Annotated in this window: 29 protein-coding genes and 1 pseudogene; 1 reads left to right on the top strand and 29 read right to left on the bottom strand. The window is 60.8% G+C overall.

Going from position 1 to position 18,429, the window contains the following annotated elements:
• Nucleotides 1–119 precede the first annotated feature (119 nt).
• A pseudogene (locus ABRA89_RS14850) lies at nt 120–1,077 on the top strand (IS630 family transposase).
• Nucleotides 1,078–1,139: 62 nt separating this feature from the next.
• Here the strand turns inward: ABRA89_RS14850 and ABRA89_RS14855 are convergent.
• The 29 genes from ABRA89_RS14855 to tuf all read right to left on the bottom strand — a co-directional run bounded on the left by ABRA89_RS14855 (nt 1,140) and on the right by tuf (nt 18,387).
• Entirely contained in the window at nt 1,140–2,168 is a 1,029-nt protein-coding gene (locus tag ABRA89_RS14855) for an SDR family oxidoreductase (RefSeq protein ID WP_349942279.1), read from the bottom strand.
• 118 nt (nt 2,169–2,286) lie between these two features.
• Entirely contained in the window at nt 2,287–2,715 is a 429-nt protein-coding gene (gene rplQ / locus ABRA89_RS14860; protein WP_349942280.1) for a 50S ribosomal protein L17, read from the bottom strand.
• Between the two features lie 204 nt (nt 2,716–2,919).
• On the bottom strand, nt 2,920–3,972 hold the full coding sequence (locus ABRA89_RS14865) for a DNA-directed RNA polymerase subunit alpha (RefSeq protein ID WP_007066387.1): 1,053 nt from the start codon (nt 3,970–3,972) through the stop codon (nt 2,920–2,922).
• Nucleotides 3,973–4,116: 144 nt separating this feature from the next.
• A complete protein-coding gene (rpsK, locus tag ABRA89_RS14870; protein WP_346221928.1) occupies nt 4,117–4,503 on the bottom strand; it encodes a 30S ribosomal protein S11 in 387 nt (128 codons plus the stop codon).
• A gap of 84 nt (nt 4,504–4,587) precedes the next feature.
• Nucleotides 4,588–4,956: a 30S ribosomal protein S13 gene (gene rpsM / locus ABRA89_RS14875; RefSeq protein ID WP_349942281.1), complete on the bottom strand. Its 369-nt coding sequence runs from the start codon at nt 4,954–4,956 to the stop codon at nt 4,588–4,590.
• Nucleotides 4,957–5,166: 210 nt separating this feature from the next.
• Nucleotides 5,167–5,814 (bottom strand): adenylate kinase, encoded by a 648-nt coding sequence (locus ABRA89_RS14880; protein ID WP_349942282.1) that lies wholly within the window; start codon nt 5,812–5,814, stop codon nt 5,167–5,169.
• The gene (gene secY / locus ABRA89_RS14885; RefSeq protein WP_349942283.1) at nt 5,811–7,151 is read right to left on the bottom strand and encodes a preprotein translocase subunit SecY; all 1,341 of its coding nucleotides are present in this window, start codon (nt 7,149–7,151) and stop codon (nt 5,811–5,813) included. The genes ABRA89_RS14880 and secY overlap by 4 nt, the downstream gene beginning before the upstream one ends.
• A 254-nt stretch (nt 7,152–7,405) precedes the next feature.
• The gene (gene rplO / locus ABRA89_RS14890) at nt 7,406–7,861 is read right to left on the bottom strand and encodes a 50S ribosomal protein L15 (RefSeq protein ID WP_349942284.1); all 456 of its coding nucleotides are present in this window, start codon (nt 7,859–7,861) and stop codon (nt 7,406–7,408) included.
• Nucleotides 7,862–7,972: 111 nt separating this feature from the next.
• Nucleotides 7,973–8,170 (bottom strand): 50S ribosomal protein L30, encoded by a 198-nt coding sequence (gene rpmD / locus ABRA89_RS14895; RefSeq protein WP_463671304.1) that lies wholly within the window; start codon nt 8,168–8,170, stop codon nt 7,973–7,975.
• 30 nt (nt 8,171–8,200) lie between these two features.
• Nucleotides 8,201–8,782: a 30S ribosomal protein S5 gene (gene rpsE, locus ABRA89_RS14900; RefSeq protein ID WP_349942286.1), complete on the bottom strand. Its 582-nt coding sequence runs from the start codon at nt 8,780–8,782 to the stop codon at nt 8,201–8,203.
• Nucleotides 8,783–8,901: 119 nt separating this feature from the next.
• Nucleotides 8,902–9,264, bottom strand: coding sequence for a 50S ribosomal protein L18 (rplR, locus tag ABRA89_RS14905; RefSeq protein WP_349942287.1), 363 nt, complete (start codon nt 9,262–9,264; stop codon nt 8,902–8,904).
• A 3-nt stretch (nt 9,265–9,267) separates the two neighbouring features.
• Complete coding sequence (gene rplF, locus ABRA89_RS14910; RefSeq protein WP_349942288.1) at nt 9,268–9,801, bottom strand: 50S ribosomal protein L6; 534 nt, start codon at nt 9,799–9,801, stop codon at nt 9,268–9,270.
• Between the two features lie 49 nt (nt 9,802–9,850).
• Nucleotides 9,851–10,249 (bottom strand): 30S ribosomal protein S8, encoded by a 399-nt coding sequence (gene rpsH / locus ABRA89_RS14915; RefSeq protein ID WP_346221918.1) that lies wholly within the window; start codon nt 10,247–10,249, stop codon nt 9,851–9,853.
• Nucleotides 10,250–10,262: 13 nt separating this feature from the next.
• Nucleotides 10,263–10,568, bottom strand: coding sequence for a 30S ribosomal protein S14 (gene rpsN, locus ABRA89_RS14920; protein WP_349942289.1), 306 nt, complete (start codon nt 10,566–10,568; stop codon nt 10,263–10,265).
• 24 nt (nt 10,569–10,592) lie between these two features.
• A complete protein-coding gene (rplE, locus tag ABRA89_RS14925; RefSeq protein ID WP_349942290.1) occupies nt 10,593–11,156 on the bottom strand; it encodes a 50S ribosomal protein L5 in 564 nt (187 codons plus the stop codon).
• Nucleotides 11,149–11,463, bottom strand: coding sequence for a 50S ribosomal protein L24 (rplX, locus tag ABRA89_RS14930; protein ID WP_349942291.1), 315 nt, complete (start codon nt 11,461–11,463; stop codon nt 11,149–11,151). The genes rplE and rplX overlap by 8 nt, the downstream gene beginning before the upstream one ends.
• A 12-nt stretch (nt 11,464–11,475) precedes the next feature.
• The gene (gene rplN / locus ABRA89_RS14935; RefSeq protein WP_349942292.1) at nt 11,476–11,844 is read right to left on the bottom strand and encodes a 50S ribosomal protein L14; all 369 of its coding nucleotides are present in this window, start codon (nt 11,842–11,844) and stop codon (nt 11,476–11,478) included.
• A gap of 63 nt (nt 11,845–11,907) precedes the next feature.
• On the bottom strand, nt 11,908–12,156 hold the full coding sequence (gene rpsQ / locus ABRA89_RS14940; protein WP_349942293.1) for a 30S ribosomal protein S17: 249 nt from the start codon (nt 12,154–12,156) through the stop codon (nt 11,908–11,910).
• A gap of 16 nt (nt 12,157–12,172) precedes the next feature.
• Nucleotides 12,173–12,367, bottom strand: a complete 195-nt coding sequence (gene rpmC, locus ABRA89_RS14945; protein ID WP_349942294.1) for a 50S ribosomal protein L29 — start codon at nt 12,365–12,367, stop codon at nt 12,173–12,175.
• A gap of 12 nt (nt 12,368–12,379) precedes the next feature.
• Nucleotides 12,380–12,793, bottom strand: coding sequence for a 50S ribosomal protein L16 (gene rplP / locus ABRA89_RS14950; protein ID WP_349942295.1), 414 nt, complete (start codon nt 12,791–12,793; stop codon nt 12,380–12,382).
• A 26-nt stretch (nt 12,794–12,819) separates the two neighbouring features.
• On the bottom strand, nt 12,820–13,530 hold the full coding sequence (gene rpsC / locus ABRA89_RS14955; protein WP_349942296.1) for a 30S ribosomal protein S3: 711 nt from the start codon (nt 13,528–13,530) through the stop codon (nt 12,820–12,822).
• On the bottom strand, nt 13,530–13,919 hold the full coding sequence (rplV, locus tag ABRA89_RS14960) for a 50S ribosomal protein L22 (protein WP_349942297.1): 390 nt from the start codon (nt 13,917–13,919) through the stop codon (nt 13,530–13,532). The genes rpsC and rplV overlap by 1 nt, the downstream gene beginning before the upstream one ends.
• Nucleotides 13,920–13,922: 3 nt before the next feature.
• Complete coding sequence (gene rpsS, locus ABRA89_RS14965; RefSeq protein ID WP_007066367.1) at nt 13,923–14,201, bottom strand: 30S ribosomal protein S19; 279 nt, start codon at nt 14,199–14,201, stop codon at nt 13,923–13,925.
• A gap of 12 nt (nt 14,202–14,213) precedes the next feature.
• Nucleotides 14,214–15,050: a 50S ribosomal protein L2 gene (gene rplB, locus ABRA89_RS14970; protein WP_349942298.1), complete on the bottom strand. Its 837-nt coding sequence runs from the start codon at nt 15,048–15,050 to the stop codon at nt 14,214–14,216.
• Between the two features lie 27 nt (nt 15,051–15,077).
• Nucleotides 15,078–15,371, bottom strand: a complete 294-nt coding sequence (locus ABRA89_RS14975) for a 50S ribosomal protein L23 (protein ID WP_346221909.1) — start codon at nt 15,369–15,371, stop codon at nt 15,078–15,080.
• Nucleotides 15,368–15,988, bottom strand: coding sequence for a 50S ribosomal protein L4 (gene rplD / locus ABRA89_RS14980; RefSeq protein WP_349942299.1), 621 nt, complete (start codon nt 15,986–15,988; stop codon nt 15,368–15,370). Before rplD ends, ABRA89_RS14975 begins: the two co-directional genes overlap by 4 nt.
• Complete coding sequence (rplC, locus tag ABRA89_RS14985; RefSeq protein ID WP_349942300.1) at nt 15,988–16,713, bottom strand: 50S ribosomal protein L3; 726 nt, start codon at nt 16,711–16,713, stop codon at nt 15,988–15,990. The genes rplD and rplC overlap by 1 nt, the downstream gene beginning before the upstream one ends.
• Before the next feature lie 25 nt (nt 16,714–16,738).
• Entirely contained in the window at nt 16,739–17,047 is a 309-nt protein-coding gene (gene rpsJ, locus ABRA89_RS14990; protein WP_007066362.1) for a 30S ribosomal protein S10, read from the bottom strand.
• Nucleotides 17,048–17,211: 164 nt separating this feature from the next.
• Nucleotides 17,212–18,387, bottom strand: coding sequence for an elongation factor Tu (gene tuf / locus ABRA89_RS14995; RefSeq protein ID WP_349942301.1), 1,176 nt, complete (start codon nt 18,385–18,387; stop codon nt 17,212–17,214).
• Nucleotides 18,388–18,429: the final 42 nt, after the last annotated feature.

Genomic DNA, 18,429 nt, shown 5'->3' on the forward strand with positions numbered 1-18,429 from the left:
TTATGGCAACGTCCCGTGCTTCCAAGCCATCGACAAGGCACTAGAGCGACGGACACGAAATGAGAATCGAAGGTTTGCAAGTTTTCTGAGGCGTGATTCACTGAGACAGGAGGTGGATCATGGGCCGCAGCTATTCGATGGATCTTCGTGAACGTGTGGTCGGGCGCATTGTGGATGGCCATTCCCGTCGCTCGACCGCGCGATATTTCGGTGTGAGTGAGAGCTTCGCGATCAAGCTGATGCAACGTCATGATCGCGAGGGCTCGGCTGCCCCGCCGCGACAGGGTCGGCCACGGGGCAGCGGCACGTTGGATCCTTTCGAGACCTTTCTGATCGATGAAGTCGAGCGCCAACCGGACATCACGATGCCGGAACTGGCAGCCAAACTTCTCGAGATTCATGGGATGACAGCGGCTCCGGCGGTTCTTTCGCGCTTTCTGTGCAGACGCGGCTTCACATATAAAAAAATCGCTGATGGCAGCGGAGTGCGCACGCGCAGCCATTCGTGAGGCGCGGCGCGTCTGGGTCGACAAGCGCCAGCCAAGGATGCGGCTGCAGCCTCATCGGCTGGTCTTCATCGACGAAACTTCAGTCAATACGAAGATGACCCCGTTGCGGGGTCGAAGCCGCAAGGGCCAGAGGCTGCGAGCCAAGGCACCCTTTGGCCACTGGGGCACGTAGACCTTCATCGCCGGCCTGCGTTGCGATCGTCTGACAGCGCCCTGGGTGCTCGATCGGGCCATGAACCGATCCGCCTTCGATACCTATATCGAGACCCAGCTCGCCCCCACGCTCAGCAAAGGCGACGTCGTCGTGCTCGATAATCTCGCGGTTCACAAAAGCGCAAGGGCAGCAGCGATCCTGAAGGAAAAGGGCGCCTGGTTCCTCTTTCTCCCACCCTACAGTCCCGACCTCAACCCAATCGAAATGGCCTTCGCCAAGCTCAAAGCGCATTTGCGAAAGGCAGAAGCTCGAACATTCGATGCCCTATGGCGAGCCATCGGCGATATCTGCGGTCTCTATGACCCAGACGAATGCTGGAACTACCTCACAGAAGCAGGGTATGCGTACGGTTAAGTGTCCGGCGCTCTAGGCTGAGGGCTTGGGATGATCGCAGTGAAATTAACTGTGCCGGTCCGCTACGCCGTTCGCTCTTCTCCGAGACTTCGGGCGGCAGCTACGATCGCTTCGTCGGCATCTCTGAGCCGAAGGCCCAGAACATCTCTTGCCGGGCTTGTATCAAAAGTTTTGCGCTTGCCCAGTTCGGGCACGATCGGACTTACCTGCCTGGACAGGAGACCCGCACTCCTCACAAGCCAGTCCGGCAAGGTAAAGCGCGGCATGCGGCGACTCAGTTCAGGCATTTCGCGCGCGATCGCGGCGCCCATCTCCCTCAGTGAGCGCGTGCCGCCGGAAAGGAGGAAACGCCGGTCCTTCGCGGCATCCACCGTCATTGCACGAAGATGCGCATCGGCGACATCGCGAATGTCGACGACGCCGAAGGCCGCGTCCGGAACGGCCAGCAGACGCCCCCGCATCATGTTGTGCAAAAGATCGAGCGACGTCCCTCTCACCCCGTCGACCATCGGGCCGAGGACAAAGGCAGGATTGACGGTGGCGAGTTCCAGACCGTTGTCTGAAGAGAACGCCCAAGCAGCCTTTTCGGCCAGGGTCTTGGAAACTGCGTAAGGATAGGCACCCTCCCCGTCTACATCGCTCCAGTCGGCTTCGGTGAACGTGCGGTTCTCGCGCTTCCCATGGCCGACGTAGACCGCAACGACGGAAGAGGTCAGCACGATGCGCTCCGCACCCGCCTCCTTCGCGGCTTTCAGCACGCGCAGTGTTCCGTCCCGTGCGATCGGCACGAGGCCAAACTTGTCTTTTGGTTGGAAGGACGGAAACGGCGAAGCGCAGTGGATCACATAGCGGCAGTCGCGAAGGATCTCGCCCCAACCGGCGTCCCGCGTGAGGTCTGCACCGGCCATTTCAAGCCGGTCGACGGAGACACCTGCCTCAATCATCGCTTTGCGAACTTCATCCGCCTTGGCGGGCGAGCGAACAGTGCCGCGAACGGCGTATCCCTCTTCCAATAGACGCTTCAGAATATGCTTGGCGATAAAACCGGATGCGCCGGTCAAGAGCACGCGATCATGCGTCATGAAGGTCATCTCCACGTCGTTCGGGACAGGCCGCTGCAGCCCATCGACCACACCACAAACCAATAAAGCCAAAACGAAAAAGGGGCCGCGCGGGCCCCTTCGAAATTCCGATAGCGAGAATGCCAGCTTATGCGGCTTCGCTTTCCTCGTTCTCTTCAGCTTCGAGGCGCGCACGATCGGCGGCGCCACGGGCTTCCGGATCGCGGTCAACGAGCTCGATAACAGCCATCGGCGCGTTGTCGCCATAACGGAAACCGGCCTTCAGGACACGGCAATAGCCGCCCTGGCGATCCGCATAGCGAGTCGCGAGCGTGTCGAAGAGCTTCGCAACGGAAGCATCGTCCTGCAGCTTGGAGGCAGCCTGACGGCGAGCGTGGAGATCGCCCCGCTTGCCGAGCGTGATCAGCTTCTCGACGATCGGGCGCAGTTCCTTGGCCTTCGGAAGGGTGGTGACGATCTGCTCGTGGGTGATGAGCGAGACCGACATGTTCTTGAACATCGCCTTACGATGGCTCGAAGTGCGATTGAGTTTGCGGCCGCGATTTCCGTGACGCATGAGTTGGGTTTCCTTGGTCTAGAAGTCAGCCGGCCCTGATCGGTGCTTCGGCTGAAGGTCGGGATCTTTGCGTCCACGCCCGTCCGCTTCGAGAAGCATCGGGACGTGTCGCCGTTCCTTTGAATGGTTGTCGGCCCGCCGCTGGCGCCGGTCCGAAATCTCTATCGGCCTCAAAAGAAGGCCTACATACCGATTCTAATCGGCTTAGTACTGGTCCTCGTAGCGCTTGGCCAGATCGTCGATATTCTCCGGCGGCCAGGCCTGGACTTCCATGCCGAGATGGAGGCCCATGGAAGCGAGGACTTCCTTGATCTCGTTCAGCGACTTGCGGCCGAAGTTCGGGGTGCGCAGCATCTCCGCTTCGGTCTTCTGAATCAGGTCGCCGATATAGACGATGTTGTCGTTCTTCAGGCAGTTCGCCGAGCGGACCGAAAGCTCCAGCTCGTCGACCTTCTTGAGAAGAGCAGGGTTGAAGGCGAGCTCCTGCATCGGCTCTTCGGCCGCTGCACCACCGCCGACGCCAGCCCCGATCGCCATGCCGCGCTGGTCGCGCTGCGGCTCCTCGAAGTTGACGAAGACCGAAAGCTGATCCTGGATGATGCGCGCTGCATAGGCGACGGCATCTTCACCCGAGATCGAACCGTCGGTCTCGATCTGCATGGTGAGCTTGTCCTTGTTCAGGTCCTGTCCCTCACGGGTATTCTCGACCTTGTAGGACACCTTCTTGACCGGCGAGAACAGGGCGTCGATCGGGATCAGGCCGATCGGTGCATCCTCGGCGCGGTTCTGATCGGCCGGGATGTAGCCCTTGCCGGTGTTGACCGTGAACTCCATCCGAATCTCCGCGCCCTCGTCGAGGGTGCAGATTTCATGGTCAGGGTTCAGGACCTCGATATCGCCGACGGTCTGAATGTCGCCGGCGCGCACGACGCCCGGACCCTGCTTGCGAACCACCATCCGCTTCGGGCCTTCGCCCTGCATGCCGATGTTGATTTCCTTGATGTTGAGGACGATGTCGGTCACGTCCTCGCGCACGCCCGGGATCGACGAGAACTCGTGCAGAACGCCGTCTATCTGTACGGCGGTCACGGCCGCGCCCTGAAGCGAGGAGAGGAGCACGCGACGAAGCGCGTTGCCGAGCGTCAGGCCGAAGCCCCGCTCCAGCGGCTCTGCGGTCAGAGACGCCTTCGTCCGCCCGCTCCCCTTGAAGACCACCTGGTTGGGCTTCGAGAGATCTTGCCAGTTACTAGCAATCATGTGGATGCCTTTCAGTTTCCTCGCCACCATCCATTCGTGGCGATGGTTCTGACACGCCGACGCGCCGCGGCCCGGAACGGACGGCGGCGCGGGGACGAAACAGGGAAACCCGGAAGCCCTGCTGGGTCCGGGTTTTTGAGGCTCTTAGACGCGGCGCTTCTTGCGCGGACGAACACCATTGTGCGGGATCGGCGTGACATCACGGATCGAAGTGATCGTGAAGCCGGCGGCCTGCAGTGCGCGGAGTGCCGACTCACGGCCCGAACCGGGACCGCAAACCTCGACTTCCAACGTCTTCATGCCGTGCTCCTGCGCCTTCTTGGCACAGTCTTCGGCGGCGATCTGCGCGGCGAACGGGGTCGACTTGCGCGAACCCTTGAAGCCCTGTGCACCGGCGGACGACCAGGAAATCGCATTGCCCTGCGCGTCCGTGATCGTGATCAGCGTGTTGTTGAAGGTCGAGTTCACGTGGGCGACGCCCGCGGAGATGTTCTTGCGTTCGCGGCGGCGAACGCGCTGCTCTTTTGCCATGCGTTATGTCTTTCGTTCGATCTCAGCACCGCCGTAATGCCGGCGGCTCCACCTGACCGGGCGTTCCAAGACGCCCGATCCAATTTACTTCTTCTTGCCGGCGATCGCCTTGGCCGGACCCTTGCGGGTGCGCGCATTGGTATGCGTGCGCTGGCCGCGGACCGGAAGCGAGCGGCGATGGCGCAGGCCGCGATAGCAGCCGAGGTCCATGAGACGCTTGATGTTCATCGAGGTCTCGCGGCGAAGATCGCCCTCAACCTGATAATCGCGATCGATGATCTCACGGATCTGCTGAACTTCTGCGTCCGTCAGATCGTTGACCCGGCGTTCCTCGGTGAGGTTGGCCTTCGACATGATGGTCTTGGCATGGGACGGGCCGATGCCGTGAATGTACTGCAGCGCGATGACTGCGCGTTTGCTCGTCGGGATATTGACGCCAGCGATACGTGCCACGTCGTCACTCCTAAACTTGATGGTTGCCAGCCGACGCTTTGAGAACAAATGCGTTACGGCCAAAAGCGACCGATGTGGTTCTCCCGGATATGGGAGGAGCCCACGTCGATCGCAACGGATTCGCGGATGGCGCTAGCCTATAAAAAACACCGCTTGACAAGTCAACCGAAGGCGGACGCTTCCGCCTTCGAAATCAATACTGAACCGCGATCAGCCTTTTATCGCAGCTTCGATCGAGCTCGTTACTTCGTCGATCTCGGCCATGCCATCCACTCGGGCCAGCGAGCCCTTGCAGTGGTAGTAGCCGACCAGTGGCGAGGTGTCCTTGTAGTACGCCCGAAGCCGCTGACGTACGGTCGCCTCGTTATCGTCCTCGCGCCGCTTGAACTCGGTCGAACCGCATTCGTCGCAGACGCCTTCCTTGGCCGGCTTCTTGTCGGTGTCGTGGTATAGCGCACCACAACTGGCGCAGGTGTACCGGCCGGTGATGCGGTGGACGAGCGCGTCGTCGTCCACCTTCATCTCGACCACACGATCGAGCTTCATGTTCTTGGCGCTCAGGATCTCATCGAGCGCATCGGCCTGATTCAGCGTCCGAGGATAGCCGTCGAGAATGAAGCCGTTGGCGCAGTCCTCTTCTTCGATCCGGTCCGAGACGATCTGATTGACGATGTCGTCTGAAACCAGCCCGCCGGAGTCCATGATCTGCTTGGCCTTCTTGCCCACCTCCGTCTGATTGGCGACGGCGGCGCGCAGCATGTCACCGGTCGAAAGTTGGGGGACGCCGTGTTTTTCCACGAGGCGCTTGGCCTGCGTCCCCTTTCCCGCTCCCGGCGGGCCCAGCAGTATCAGTCTCATCGGCGTTTCTTCCCCCCTCTTAGCTTGGACTTCTTGATCAGGCCCTCGTACTGGTGGGCAAGAAGATGCCCCTGGACCTGCGCCACCGTATCCATCGTGACGCTGACGACGATCAGCAGCGAGGTACCACCCAGATAGAACGGAACGCCGGCTGCGGAAATCAGAAATTCGGGCAATAGACAGACGAGAACCAGATAGATCGCGCCGATCACGGTGATGCGGGTCAGGACATAATCGATGTATTCTGCCGTCCGTTCACCCGGACGGATGCCCGGAATGAAGCCGCCATGCTTCTTCAGATTGTCGGCTGTGTCCTTCGGATTGAACACGACGGCCGTGTAGAAGAAGGCGAAGAACGCGATCAGGCCCGCATAGAAGAGCATGTAGAGCGGCTGACCGTGGCCGAGCGAGGCGACAACGGCAGTCGCCCAATCCGGCAGTTCCTCGGTGTTGGAGAAGTTCGCGACCGTTACCGGCAGAAGCAGCAGCGAAGAAGCGAAGATCGGCGGGATAACACCGGCGGTGTTCAGCTTCAGCGGCAGGTGCGAGGTATCGCCCTGGAACATCCGGTTGCCGACCTGGCGCTTCGGATACTGGATCAGCAGCCGCCGTTGGGCGCGTTCGAAGAACACGATCATCGCCACCGTGCCGATCGCGAGCGCGATGACGACGATGATGATGGCGGTCGAAAGCGAACCGGTGCGACCGAGTTCGAGGAGATTTGCCAGAGCCGAGGGCAGATTCGCGACGATGCCTGCGAAAATGATCAGCGAGATGCCATTACCGATACCGCGCGCGGTAATCTGCTCGCCAAGCCACATCAGGAACATCGTGCCGCCGACGAGGGTGATGACCGCAGACATGGTGAAGAACCATCCCGGGTTGACCACGATATTGGCCTGGGTCTGCAAGCCGGCTGCAATGCCGTAAGCCTGAACCATCGCGAGCAGCACCGTGCCGTAACGCGTATACTGGTTGATGACCTTACGGCCCTGTTCCCCCTCCTTCTTCAACTGTTCGAGCGACGGGATCACCGACGTCATGAGCTGAATGATGATCGAGGCGGAAATGTAGGGCATGATGCCGAGCGCGAAGATCGCCATACGGCCGACCGCACCACCCGAGAACATATTGAAGAGGCCGAGAATACCGGTCGACTGCTGCTGAAACGCCTGCGCCAGAGCATCCGGATTGATACCGGGCATCGGGATATACGTACCGAGGCGGTAGACAATCAGCGCGCCGAGCGTGAACCAGATGCGTTTCTTGAGATCTTCGGCTTTCGAAAAAGCCGAGAAATTTAGATTGGCGGCAAGTTGTTCTGCAGCCGATGCCATATGGAAATCTCCAGAATATCGCGCTCGTCGACGATCGGATCGTCGGAGCGCGCGAAAGCTGTCGCGTTATTGGCCGCGCCGCCTGCCGCGACACATAAGCCGGTGTCGCGAAGGACGCAAGCAAAGCGGCCAAACGCCGCCACTTCCCCAAAACAAAAAGCCCGTTTCGCCAAAGCAGTGGGCGAAACGGGCGATCATCTATCCCGCTGTCACGCTTCACGCGTCCCAGTCGGCAAAAGAGTCTTGCGACTCACTCAAGCGGTCTTGACCGACCCGCCGGCCTTCTCGACCTTTTCAACGGCCGACTTTGAAGCGCCGGCGACGTTGAGCTTGAGCGAAGCGGTGAGTTCACCATCGCCGAGCACCCGAACGCCATCCTTGGAGCGCCGCACAACGCCGGCTGCGATCAGAGCTGCCGTGTCGACCTCGCCAGAAGCGTCGAGCTTGCCTGCATCGACGGCCTGCTGAAGACGACCGACCGATACGATCGAGTAGTTCTTCGCGAAGATATTGGTGAAGCCGCGCTTCGGAAGGCGACGATAAAGCGGCATCTGGCCACCCTCGTAACCGTTGATCGCAACGCCCGAACGGGACTTCTGTCCCTTCACGCCGCGACCACCAGTCTTGCCCTTGCCGGAACCGATACCGCGACCGACGCGCTTGCGCGAATGCGTCGAGCCTTCGTTGTCGGTGATTTCGTTAAGTTTCATGTCATTTCTCCAGCGAAACCGGGGCGCGTCAGGCGAAATTCGCGACGAGGGCCTCGGCAACCGCGTTGAAAGCCTGGTTGAGGTGGACGGTCAAAGCCGCCCACCGGCTCGTCATGCCTTTTCGACCACCTTAACAAGGTGCGCGACTTTGGCGATCATGCCGCGGACGGAGGGCGTATCCTCGAGCGTGCGCTGCCGGTGCATCTTGTTCAGGCCGAGACCCACGAGAGTCTGGCGCTGATATTTTGCACGGCGGATCGGGCTACCCATTTGAACGACCGTAACTGTCTTGTCAGCCATCGAAGTCATCTCCTTCAATCAGATCGAACTGGACGCGCCTCAGGCGGCGTCGACAGCTTCTTCGGACGGTTCGGCCTGCGGGTGATGACCCGTGGCTGCCTGACGGCGTGCCTGAAGCTCGGAATACTTGATTCCACGCTTGGCAGCGATGTCCTTAGGATGGGTGGCCTCCTTGAGGCCTTCGAAGGTCGCGCGAACCATGTTGTAAGGGTTCGACGAGCCCAGCGACTTCGCGACGACGTCGTGCATGCCGACGGCTTCGAAGACGGCGCGCATCGGACCACCGGCGATGATACCGGTACCGGCCTCGGCTGCGCGGAGCAGAACCTTGCCAGCGCCATGGCGACCGTGAACGTCGTGATGGAGTGTGCGGCCATCGCGAAGCGGCACGAAGATCAGATCACGCTTGGCGGCTTCCGTCGCCTTGCGGATCGCTTCCGGCACTTCCCGTGCCTTGCCGTGGCCGAAGCCGACGCGGCCCTTGAGATCGCCGACGACGACGAGGGCTGCGAAGCCGAAGCGACGGCCACCCTTCACAACCTTGGCGACGCGGTTGATGTGAACGAGCTTGTCGACGAATCCATCGTCCTGCTCTTCTCTGCGATTGTCACGAGGCGCCATATCCTAGTCCTTATTCTTTTCCGGAGGCGTCATTGCGAAAAGAACGGGCGCCGACCGGCAGCCCGTTCCATTTGTTTATTCAGCCGCCCGATACAACAAAGTACCGGGCGGAGAAAGCTTTAAAAGTTGAGACCGCCCTCGCGAGCACCTTCAGCCACCGCCTTGATGCGGCCGTGATAGATGAAGGCACCGCGATCGAAGACGACGTCAGAGACACCGGCTTCCTTGGCGCGCTCAGCGACCAGCTTACCGACCGCAGATGCCGCTTCGACATCCGCGCCAGTTTTCAGATCGCCCTTGAGCTTCGGATCGAGCGAAGAAGCAGCAGCCAAAGTGCGACCGACGCTGTCGTCGATGATCTGGGCATAGATATGCTTCGACGAGCGATGAACCGAAAGGCGCGGACGACCGTTCGCGATCTTCTTGATCGAACGGCGAATCCGCAGAGCCCGGCGACGCAGAGATTCCGTTTTCGTAGCCATGACTTACTTCTTCTTGCCTTCCTTGCGGACGATCTTCTCGCCGGCATACTTCACACCCTTGCCCTTGTAGGGCTCAGGCGGACGGTATTCGCGGATTTCCGCTGCAACCTGGCCGACGCGCTGCTTGTCGATGCCGGTAACCGTGATTTCGGTCGGCTTCGGGACGGTGATCTCGATGCCCTCGGGCGCCTTGTAGATCACCTCGTGGGAGAAACCGAGCGAAAGCTGCAGGTTGTTGCCCTGCTTGGCCGCGCGGTAACCGACGCCCGAGATCTCCAGCTTCTTCTCGAAGCCCGAAACGACGCCCGTCATGATGTTCTGGATCATCGTGCGGGACATGCCCCACTTCGACCGCGCTCCCTTCGACTGATCCTTCGGATCGACCTGGATCGCGCCGTCTTCCATCTTCACGAGGACTTCGTCATTGACGACGAACTGGAGTTCGCCCTTCGGTCCCTTCGCCTTGACCGTCTGCCCCTCGACCGAGGCAGTCACGCCATTGGGCACAGCGACCGGCTTCTTACCAATACGAGACATATTCGAAACCTTGTCCGTTTGCTCTGCGACGTCTCAAGCCATCAGTCCCTTACAGGACCTGGCAGAGAACCTCGCCGCCCACGTTCTGCTCACGAGCGGAGTGATCGGCCATGACGCCCTTCGGAGTCGAAAGGACCGTGACGCCGAGGCCGTTCGCGACTTGCGGAATGGTCTTGGCCGAAACGTAGACGCGGCGGCCAGGCTTGGAGACGCGAGCGATCTCGCGGATCACCGGTGCGCCTTCGTAATATTTCAGCTCGATATCGAACTCGGTCTTGCCGGTGCCGTGTTCGGTGATCGTGTAGCCCCGAATGTAGCCTTCGGCCTTCAGGACATCGAGCACGCGGCCGCGCAGCTTGGAGGCCGGAGTGGAGACGCTCGTCTTGTTGCGCATGAGCGCATTGCGGATGCGCGTCAGCATATCGCCAAGAGGATCAGACAACTGCATGGTCTACTCTCCCTTACCAGCTTGACTTGACGAGGCCGGGAATCTGGCCGTTATTGCCGAGTTCGCGAAGCGCGATACGGCTCATCTTGAGCTTGCGATAGTATGCCCGCGGACGGCCCGAGACCTCGCAGCGGTTCCGAATGCGCGTCTTCGAGGAATTGCGCGGCATATCGGCCAGCTCGAGCTGGGCCTTGAAGCGCTCTTCCATCGAAGCTTCGGCATTCTTGGTGATCGCCTTCAGCGCGGCGCGCTTGGCGGCATACTTCGCAACCATCTCACGACGATGCTTGTTCTGCTCGATCATGCCTTTTTTGGCCATGACTGTATCCTTTCTCGTCTGCCGTTACTGGCGGAAGGGGAAGTTGAACGCCTTCAAAAGGGCGCGCGCTTCCTCGTCGGTTTTCGCCGTCGTACAGACGATGATGTCCATTCCCCACATCTGATCGACCTTGTCGTAGTTGATCTCGGGGAAAACGATGTGTTCCTTGATGCCCATGGCGTAGTTGCCACGACCATCGAAGCTTTTCGGGTTCAGTCCACGGAAGTCCCGAACGCGCGGCAGAGCAATCTGCACGAGACGATCGAGGAATTCGTACATCCGGTCCTTGCGGAGCGTGACCTTGGTGCCGATCGGCATGTCTTCACGCACTTTGAAACCGGCGATCGATTTCTTCGCGCGGGTGATAACAGGTTTTTGACCTGCGATCAAAGCGAGGGACTCCGCCGCATTGGCCGGCTTCTTAGAGTCGCCGGTCGCTTCGCCGACACCCATATTGATCACGATCTTGTCGATCCGCGGAACCTCCATGGGGTTCCGATAGGAAAACTGCTCCTGCATTTTTCCGCGGATCTCTTCGCGATAAACGCCCTTGAGGCGTGGTTCGTAGACGGAAGCGGCTTCAGCCATTGATCTCTTCTCCCGAACGCTTGGCGAAGCGCACACGCTTGCCATCGTCGCTCACCTTGATACCCACGCGGGTCGGCTTGCCGTCCTTAGGATCGGCGAGCGCGAGATTCGACAGATGGATCGGCGCTTCCTTCGAAACGATACCGGCTTCGGTGTTCTGGGTCTGGCGCTGGTGGCGCTTGACCATGTTGATCCCGCCGACGAGAGCTTTCTCGTCCTTCGGCATCATCTTGGTGATCTCGCCCGACCGGCCCTTGTCCTTGCCGGCGAGCACGACGACCTTGTCGCCTTTACGGAGTCTATTCATCGTCCGCTCCCCTTAAAGAACTTCCGGTGCCAGCGACACGATGCGCATATGGTTCTTCGCGCGCAGTTCACGAGGAACCGGGCCAAAGATACGCGTGCCGATAGGCTCTTTGTTGTTGTTGATCAGGACGGCGGCATTCGTGTCGAAACGAATGACGGAACCGTCCGGACGACGGATGTCCTTGGCCGTGCGAACCACGACCGCCTTTGCCACATCGCCCTTCTTGACGCGTCCGCGCGGGATCGCTTCCTTGATCGAGACGACGATGATGTCGCCTACGGAAGCGTACTTGCGCTTGGAACCGCCCAGAACCTTGATGCACATAACGCGGCGGGCGCCCGAATTATCGGCCACGTCCAAGTTTGTTTGCATCTGAATCATGTCAGCTTGCCTTTAAGCTACTGCCGGGAACGCTCTGAAAGAACGCCACTCCCGGAAAATTACTCAACCCGCGACTGCGGAGTCTTCTGTTACGACGATCCAGTTCTTGTCCCTGGAGATGGGACGCGTTTCCTCGATCGAGACGCGGTCACCAACCTTGAACTGGTTGGCTTCGTCGTGCGCCTTATAGCGCTTAGTCCGGCGCACCGTCTTCTTGAAGAGCGGGTGGGTGAAGCGGCGCTCCACCAGGACGACGACGGTCTTGTCGTTCTTGTCGGAGACCACTGTCCCCTGCAGAATTCGTTTCGGCATATTCGTTCCTCAGGCCTTAAGCCCCTACCGCCTTCTGAGCGGAGATGGTCTTGATCCGCGCGATGTCGCGACGGATCTGACGCACGCGGGCGGTGTTTTCTAGCTGACCCGTGGCACGCTGGAAGCGCAGATTGAACTGCTCCTTCTTCAGCTTTACGAGCTCGTCGGTGAGTTCGTTCTGGGTCATCGATCTGACGTCGGAAGCTTTCACGTCAAACTCTCCTTACTCGGCGATACGCTGGATGAAGCGCGTGCGGACCGGGAGCTTGGCAGCTCCGAGACGCAGGGCTTCACGTGCGACCAGTTCGTCGACGCCGTCGATTTCAAACATAATACGGCCCGGATGGACGCGCGCCGCCCAATAGTCGACGGAGCCCTTACCCTTACCCATACGGACTTCGGTGGGCTTCGAGGTCACGGGCAGATCCGGGAAGATCCGGATCCACACACGGCCCTGACGCTTCATGTGGCGAGTGATCGCGCGGCGGGCCGCTTCGATCTGGCGCGCCGTGACGCGCTCCGGGTCCACCGCCTTCAGGCCGAACGCACCGAAGTTCAGTGCGGTACCGCCCTTGGCGTTTCCGTGAATGCGGCCCTTGAACGCCTTCCGGTATTTAGTGCGCTTTGGCTGCAGCATCTTCTAATACTCCGAATGCTAATCGCTTAGGCGTGTTCGCGACGACGACCGCCACCGCTACCCTGGCCTTCGCCCTCGACCTGACGGCGCTCGGAGGCCATCGGATCGTGTTCGAGAATCTCGCCCTTGAAGATCCAGACCTTGACGCCACAGATCCCATAGGCCGTTTCCGCCTCGGCCGTGCCGTAGTCGACATCGGCGCGGAGGGTGTGAAGCGGCACGCGACCTTCGCGGTACCACTCGGTCCGGGCGATCTCCGCGCCACCGAGACGGCCGCCACAATTGATGCGGATACCTTCGGCGCCGAGGCGCATCGCCGACTGAACGGCGCGCTTCATGGCGCGGCGGAACGCAACGCGGCGCTCCAGCTGCTGGGCGATCGACTGGGCGACGAGAGCCGCATCCGTCTCGGGCTTGCGCACCTCGACGATGTTGATGTGCGTCTCGGCATCGGTCATCGAGGAAAGCTTCTTGCGAAGCTTCTCGATGTCCGCGCCCTTCTTGCCGATGACGATACCCGGACGGGCCGAGTGAATCGAAATACGGCACTTCTTGTGCGGGCGCTCGATGACGATCTTGGAAACCGCAGCCTGCTTCAGTTCTTCGAGCAGGAACTTGCGGATCTTCAGATCTTCATGGAGCAGCGCGCCGTATTCGCGACCATCGGCGAACCAGCGGCTATCCCAGGTGCGGTTGATCCCGAGCCGGAAACCGGTCGGGTTGATTTTCTGACCCATTACGCGGCCTCCTCGAGTTCTTCGACCTCACGTACGACGATCGTCAGATGCGAGAAAGGCTTTTCCACCCGGCTCGCGCGACCGCGGCCCCGAGCATGGAAGCGTTTCATCGTAATCGATTTGCCGACGTAAGCCTCGGCGACGAACAGCGAATCGACGTCGAGGTCGTGGTTGTTCTCTGCGTTCGCGATCGCGCTTTCAAGGGTCTTTTTGACCGTTTCAGAAATACGCTTGCGCGAGAAGGTCAGGTCGGCGAGAGCCCGGTCCACCTTCTTGCCGCGGATCATCGCGGCGACAAGGTTGAGCTTCTGCGGACTGACCCGGATCGTGCGGGCAACGGCTTTCGCTTCGTTGTCCTTGAGCTGACGCTCGGCTTTCGCCTTGCCCATGGTTTACTTCCTCTTCGCCTTCTTGTCGGCGCCGTGGCCGTAATAGGTCCGCGTCGGGGAGAATTCGCCGAACTTGTGTCCGACCATGTCCTCGCTGACCGAGACCGGAATGTGCTTGTTGCCGTTGTAGACGCCAAACGTGAGTCCGACGAACTGCGGCAGGATGGTGGAGCGACGGCTCCAGATCTTGATAACGTCGTTGCGACCGCTCTCGCGCGACTTTTCGGCCTTCTTGAGAAGGTATCCGTCGACGAACGGGCCTTTCCAGACGGAACGTGTCATTCGAAAATTCCCTTATTTCTTCCGCTGGTGGCGCGAACGCATGATGAACTTGTCGGTCGCCTTGTTCGAACGCGTCCGCTTGCCCTTGGTCGGCTTGCCCCACGGAGAGACCGGATGGCGGCCGCCCGAGGTCCGGCCTTCACCACCGCCGTGCGGATGGTCGACCGGGTTCATGACGACACCGCGAACATGCGGGCGCTTGCCGAGCCAACGCTTACGGCCAGCCTTGCCCAGGCTGATATTCGCATGGTCCGGATTGGACACCGCGCCGACCGTCGCGAAACAGGACGACGGGACGAGACGCTGCTCACCCGAATTGAGACGCAGGATCGCCATCGACGGATCGCGGCCGACCAGCTGGGCGTAAGCGCCAGCCGAACGAGCGATCTGACCGCCCTTCTCCGGCTTCATCTCGACATTGTGCACGATCGTGCCGACCGGCATCGCCGAGAGCGGCATCGCATTGCCGGGCTTCACGTCGACGCCGGACTTGCCGGAGACGACCTGATCGCCAACACCGAGACGCTGCGGCGCGAGGATGTAGGAGACCTCGCCGTCCTCATAACGCACCAGCGCGATGAAGGCGGTGCGGTTCGGATCGTATTCGAGCCGTTCCACGGTCGCCGTCATGTCGAGCTTGCGACGCTTGAAATCGATCTTGCGGTAGGTCCGCTTGTGACCACCGCCCTGATAACGGGCCGTGATGCGGCCCGTATTGTTGCGACCGCCGCTACCCGTGAGGCCTTCGGTCAGATGCTTGACCGGTTTGCCCTTCCACAGGCCCGAGCGATCGACGATGACCAGCGTACGCTGGCTCGACGTTGTCGGTTTGAAATTCTTCAGTGCCATAATGCTGTTCCTCCGGTCCTTACGCGATCAAAGACCGGTCGAGACATCGATCGACTGACCTTCGGCCAGGGTCACGATGGCTTTCTTCTGATCGCTCTGCTTGCCAATCCGCCCGCGGAACCGCTTCACCTTGCCCTTGCGGAGCAGCGTGTTGACGGCTGTGACCTTGACTTCGAACAGAGCCTCGACGGCCGCCTTGATCTGCGGCTTGGTCGCGGTCTTCGGAACGTTGAAGACGACCTGGTTCTTCTCGGACAGAAGCGTCGACTTCTCGGTGATCACCGGCGAGGTGATAACGTCGTAGTGGCGAACGTCGCTCATTTGAAACGCTCCTCGAGAGCTTCGACAGCCGACTTCGACAGAACGAGAGTCTGACGACGAAGGATGTCGTAAACATTGATGCCCTGAACCGGCAGGACGTCGATCTTCGCAATGTTGCGCGAGGCGCGTGCGAAGTTCTGATCGAGCTCGCTTCCACCGATGATCAGGGCGTTCTCGATACCGAGACCGGCAAAGTTCTTCACCATCGACTTGGTCTTCGCCTCGTCGGCCTTGAGCTCGTCGACGATGATCAGACCGCCGGACTTGGCCTTTGCCGAAAGCGCGTGCTTCAGCGCAAGAGCGCGAAGCTTCTTCGGCAGATCGATAGCATGGCTACGCGGCGTCGGGCCGTGAGCGATACCACCACCGCGGAACTGCGGAGCCTTTGCCGTCGAGTGACGGGCGCGGCCCGTACCCTTCTGGCGGTACATCTTGGCACCGGTGCGCGCGACATCGGAGCGGCCGAGCGTCGAATGAGTGCCCTGCTGGCGCTTGGCGAGCTGATAGCGCACCATGCGATGCAGGATGTCCTGACGCGGGTCGAGACCGAAGATCGCCTCGGACAGGGTGACGGTGCCTGCGTCGGCGCCGTCGAGTTTCTTGATCGTGACGTCCATTATTCCGCTCCCTCAGCGGCGGCCGCTTCTTCGTTGGCACCGTTGGAGCCGGCGCCACGCAGGGCGGCAGGCTTCGGCGCGTTGTCAGGCAGCGAGGCCTTGACGGCGTCGCGGATTTCGATCCAGCCGCCCTTGGAGCCCGGAACCGCACCGCGAACCAGGATCAGACCCTTCTCGGCGTCGGTGCGCACGATCTGAAGGTTCTGCGTGGTCACGCGCTCTTGGCCCATATGGCCAGCCATCTTCTTGCCCTTGAACACCTTGCCAGGGTCCTGGTTCTGACCGGTCGAACCGTGAGCACGGTGCGAGACCGAAACGCCGTGGGTGGCACGCATGCCGCCGAAGTTGTGGCGCTTCATGGCACCGGCAAAGCCTTTACCGATCGATGTACCCGTCACGTCGACCATCTGGCCTTCGACAAAATGATCGGCGGTGATCTCGGCACCGATGTCGATCATGTTGTCTTCCGTGACGCGAAACTCGACGAGCTTGCGCTTCGGCTCGACCTTGGCCTGCGCGAAGACGCCGCGCATGGCCTTGGAGGTGTTCTTCACCTTGGCGAGGCCAGCCCCGACCTGAACAGCGGTGTAGCCGTTCTTGTCATGGGTCCGCTGACCGACGACCTGCAGGTTCTCGACCTTCAGGACGGTGACCGGGACATGTTCTCCAGCATCCGTGTAGATGCGGGTCATCCCGACCTTCTGAGCGATCACTCCTGAACGCATGGGTCTCATTCCTTCCCCGCTCGAATCAGAGCTTGATCTCGACATCGACGCCGGCGGCGAGGTCGAGCTTCATCAAAGCATCGACCGTCTGCGGCGTCGGGTCGACGATGTCGAGCAGACGCTTGTGGGTACGCATCTCGAACTGTTCGCGCGACTTCTTGTCGATGTGCGGCGACCGGTTCACGGTAAATTTCTCGATCCGCGTCGGAAGCGGGATCGGTCCGCGAACGTTCGCACCAGTCCGCTTGGCGGTCGAGACGATCTCGCGCGTAGAAGCGTCGAGAACCCGGTGATCGAACGCCTTGAGGCGGATGCGGATATTCTGGCCGTTCATTTCATTCGTCCTCTGTCGGAGCCTTCCGGTCCACCGGCGCTTTCCGAACGTTTTGTCTTCTTGTCAGCCATTCGAATGGCGGCTCTGCCGCCTGCCTTCCGTTGCCGAAGGCCAAGAAAAAACGCGCCCCGCTAAGGCCGGGGCGCGCCCAACTACATTCGCCTTTACTCGACGATGCTCGCGACGATGCCTGCGCCGACGGTGCGGCCGCCTTCGCGGATCGCGAAGCGCAGCTTTTCTTCCATCGCGATCGGAACGATCAGCGTGACGTCCATCGTCACGTTGTCGCCCGGCATCACCATCTCGGTGCCTTCAGGCAGCGTGCACACACCCGTCACATCCGTCGTGCGGAAGTAGAACTGCGGACGGTAGTTTGTGAAGAACGGCGTATGACGGCCACCCTCGTCCTTGGTGAGGATGTAGGCCTCGGCCTTGAACTTCGTGTGCGGCTTCACCGAACCCGGCTTGCACAGAACCTGACCACGCTCGACGCCCTCACGGTCGATACCGCGGATGAGAGCACCGATGTTGTCGCCAGCCTGGCCCTGATCGAGCAGCTTGCGGAACATCTCGACGCCGGTCACCGTCGTCTTGCGCGTGTCCTTGATGCCGACGATCTCGACTTCCTCGCCGACCTTCACGACACCGCGCTCGACGCGGCCCGTCACAACCGTGCCGCGGCCCGAGATCGAGAACACGTCCTCGATCGGCATCAGGAACGGCTGGTCGATCGGACGCGCAGGCGTCGGGATGTAGGCGTCGACCTCCTTCATCAGCTCGCGAACCGCGTTCTCGCCGATCTCCTTGTTGGAGTCCTCGAGCGCCGCAAGAGCCGAACCCTTGACGATCGGAATGTCGTCGCCCGGGAATTCGTAGGACGACAGAAGCTCGCGAACCTCGAGCTCGACCAGCTCCAGAAGCTCCTCGTCGTCGACCTGGTCGACCTTGTTGAGGAAGACCACGATCGCCGGAACGCCGACCTGGCGGGCGAGAAGGATGTGCTCGCGGGTCTGCGGCATCGGGCCGTCGGCCGCCGAGCAGACGAGGATCGCGCCGTCCATCTGGGCAGCGCCCGTGATCATGTTCTTCACGTAGTCGGCGTGGCCCGGGCAGTCGACGTGGGCATAGTGACGGCTCTCCGTCTCATACTCCACGTGCGCCGTCGAGATCGTGATGCCGCGCGCCTTCTCCTCGGGAGCCGCGTCGATCTGGTCATAGGCGCGGTAGTCGCCGAAGTACTTCGTGATCGCTGCCGTCAGGGACGTCTTGCCATGGTCAACGTGACCAATCGTGCCGATGTTAACATGCGGCTTGTTGCGCTCGAATTTGCTCTTGGCCATCCTGGCACTCCATTCACTTAATGAGTTGGCTCGTCAGAGCCG

Origin of the sequence: Fulvimarina thalattae (genome assembly GCF_040239565.1) — a bacterium.
GTDB lineage: Bacteria > Pseudomonadota > Alphaproteobacteria > Rhizobiales > Rhizobiaceae > Fulvimarina.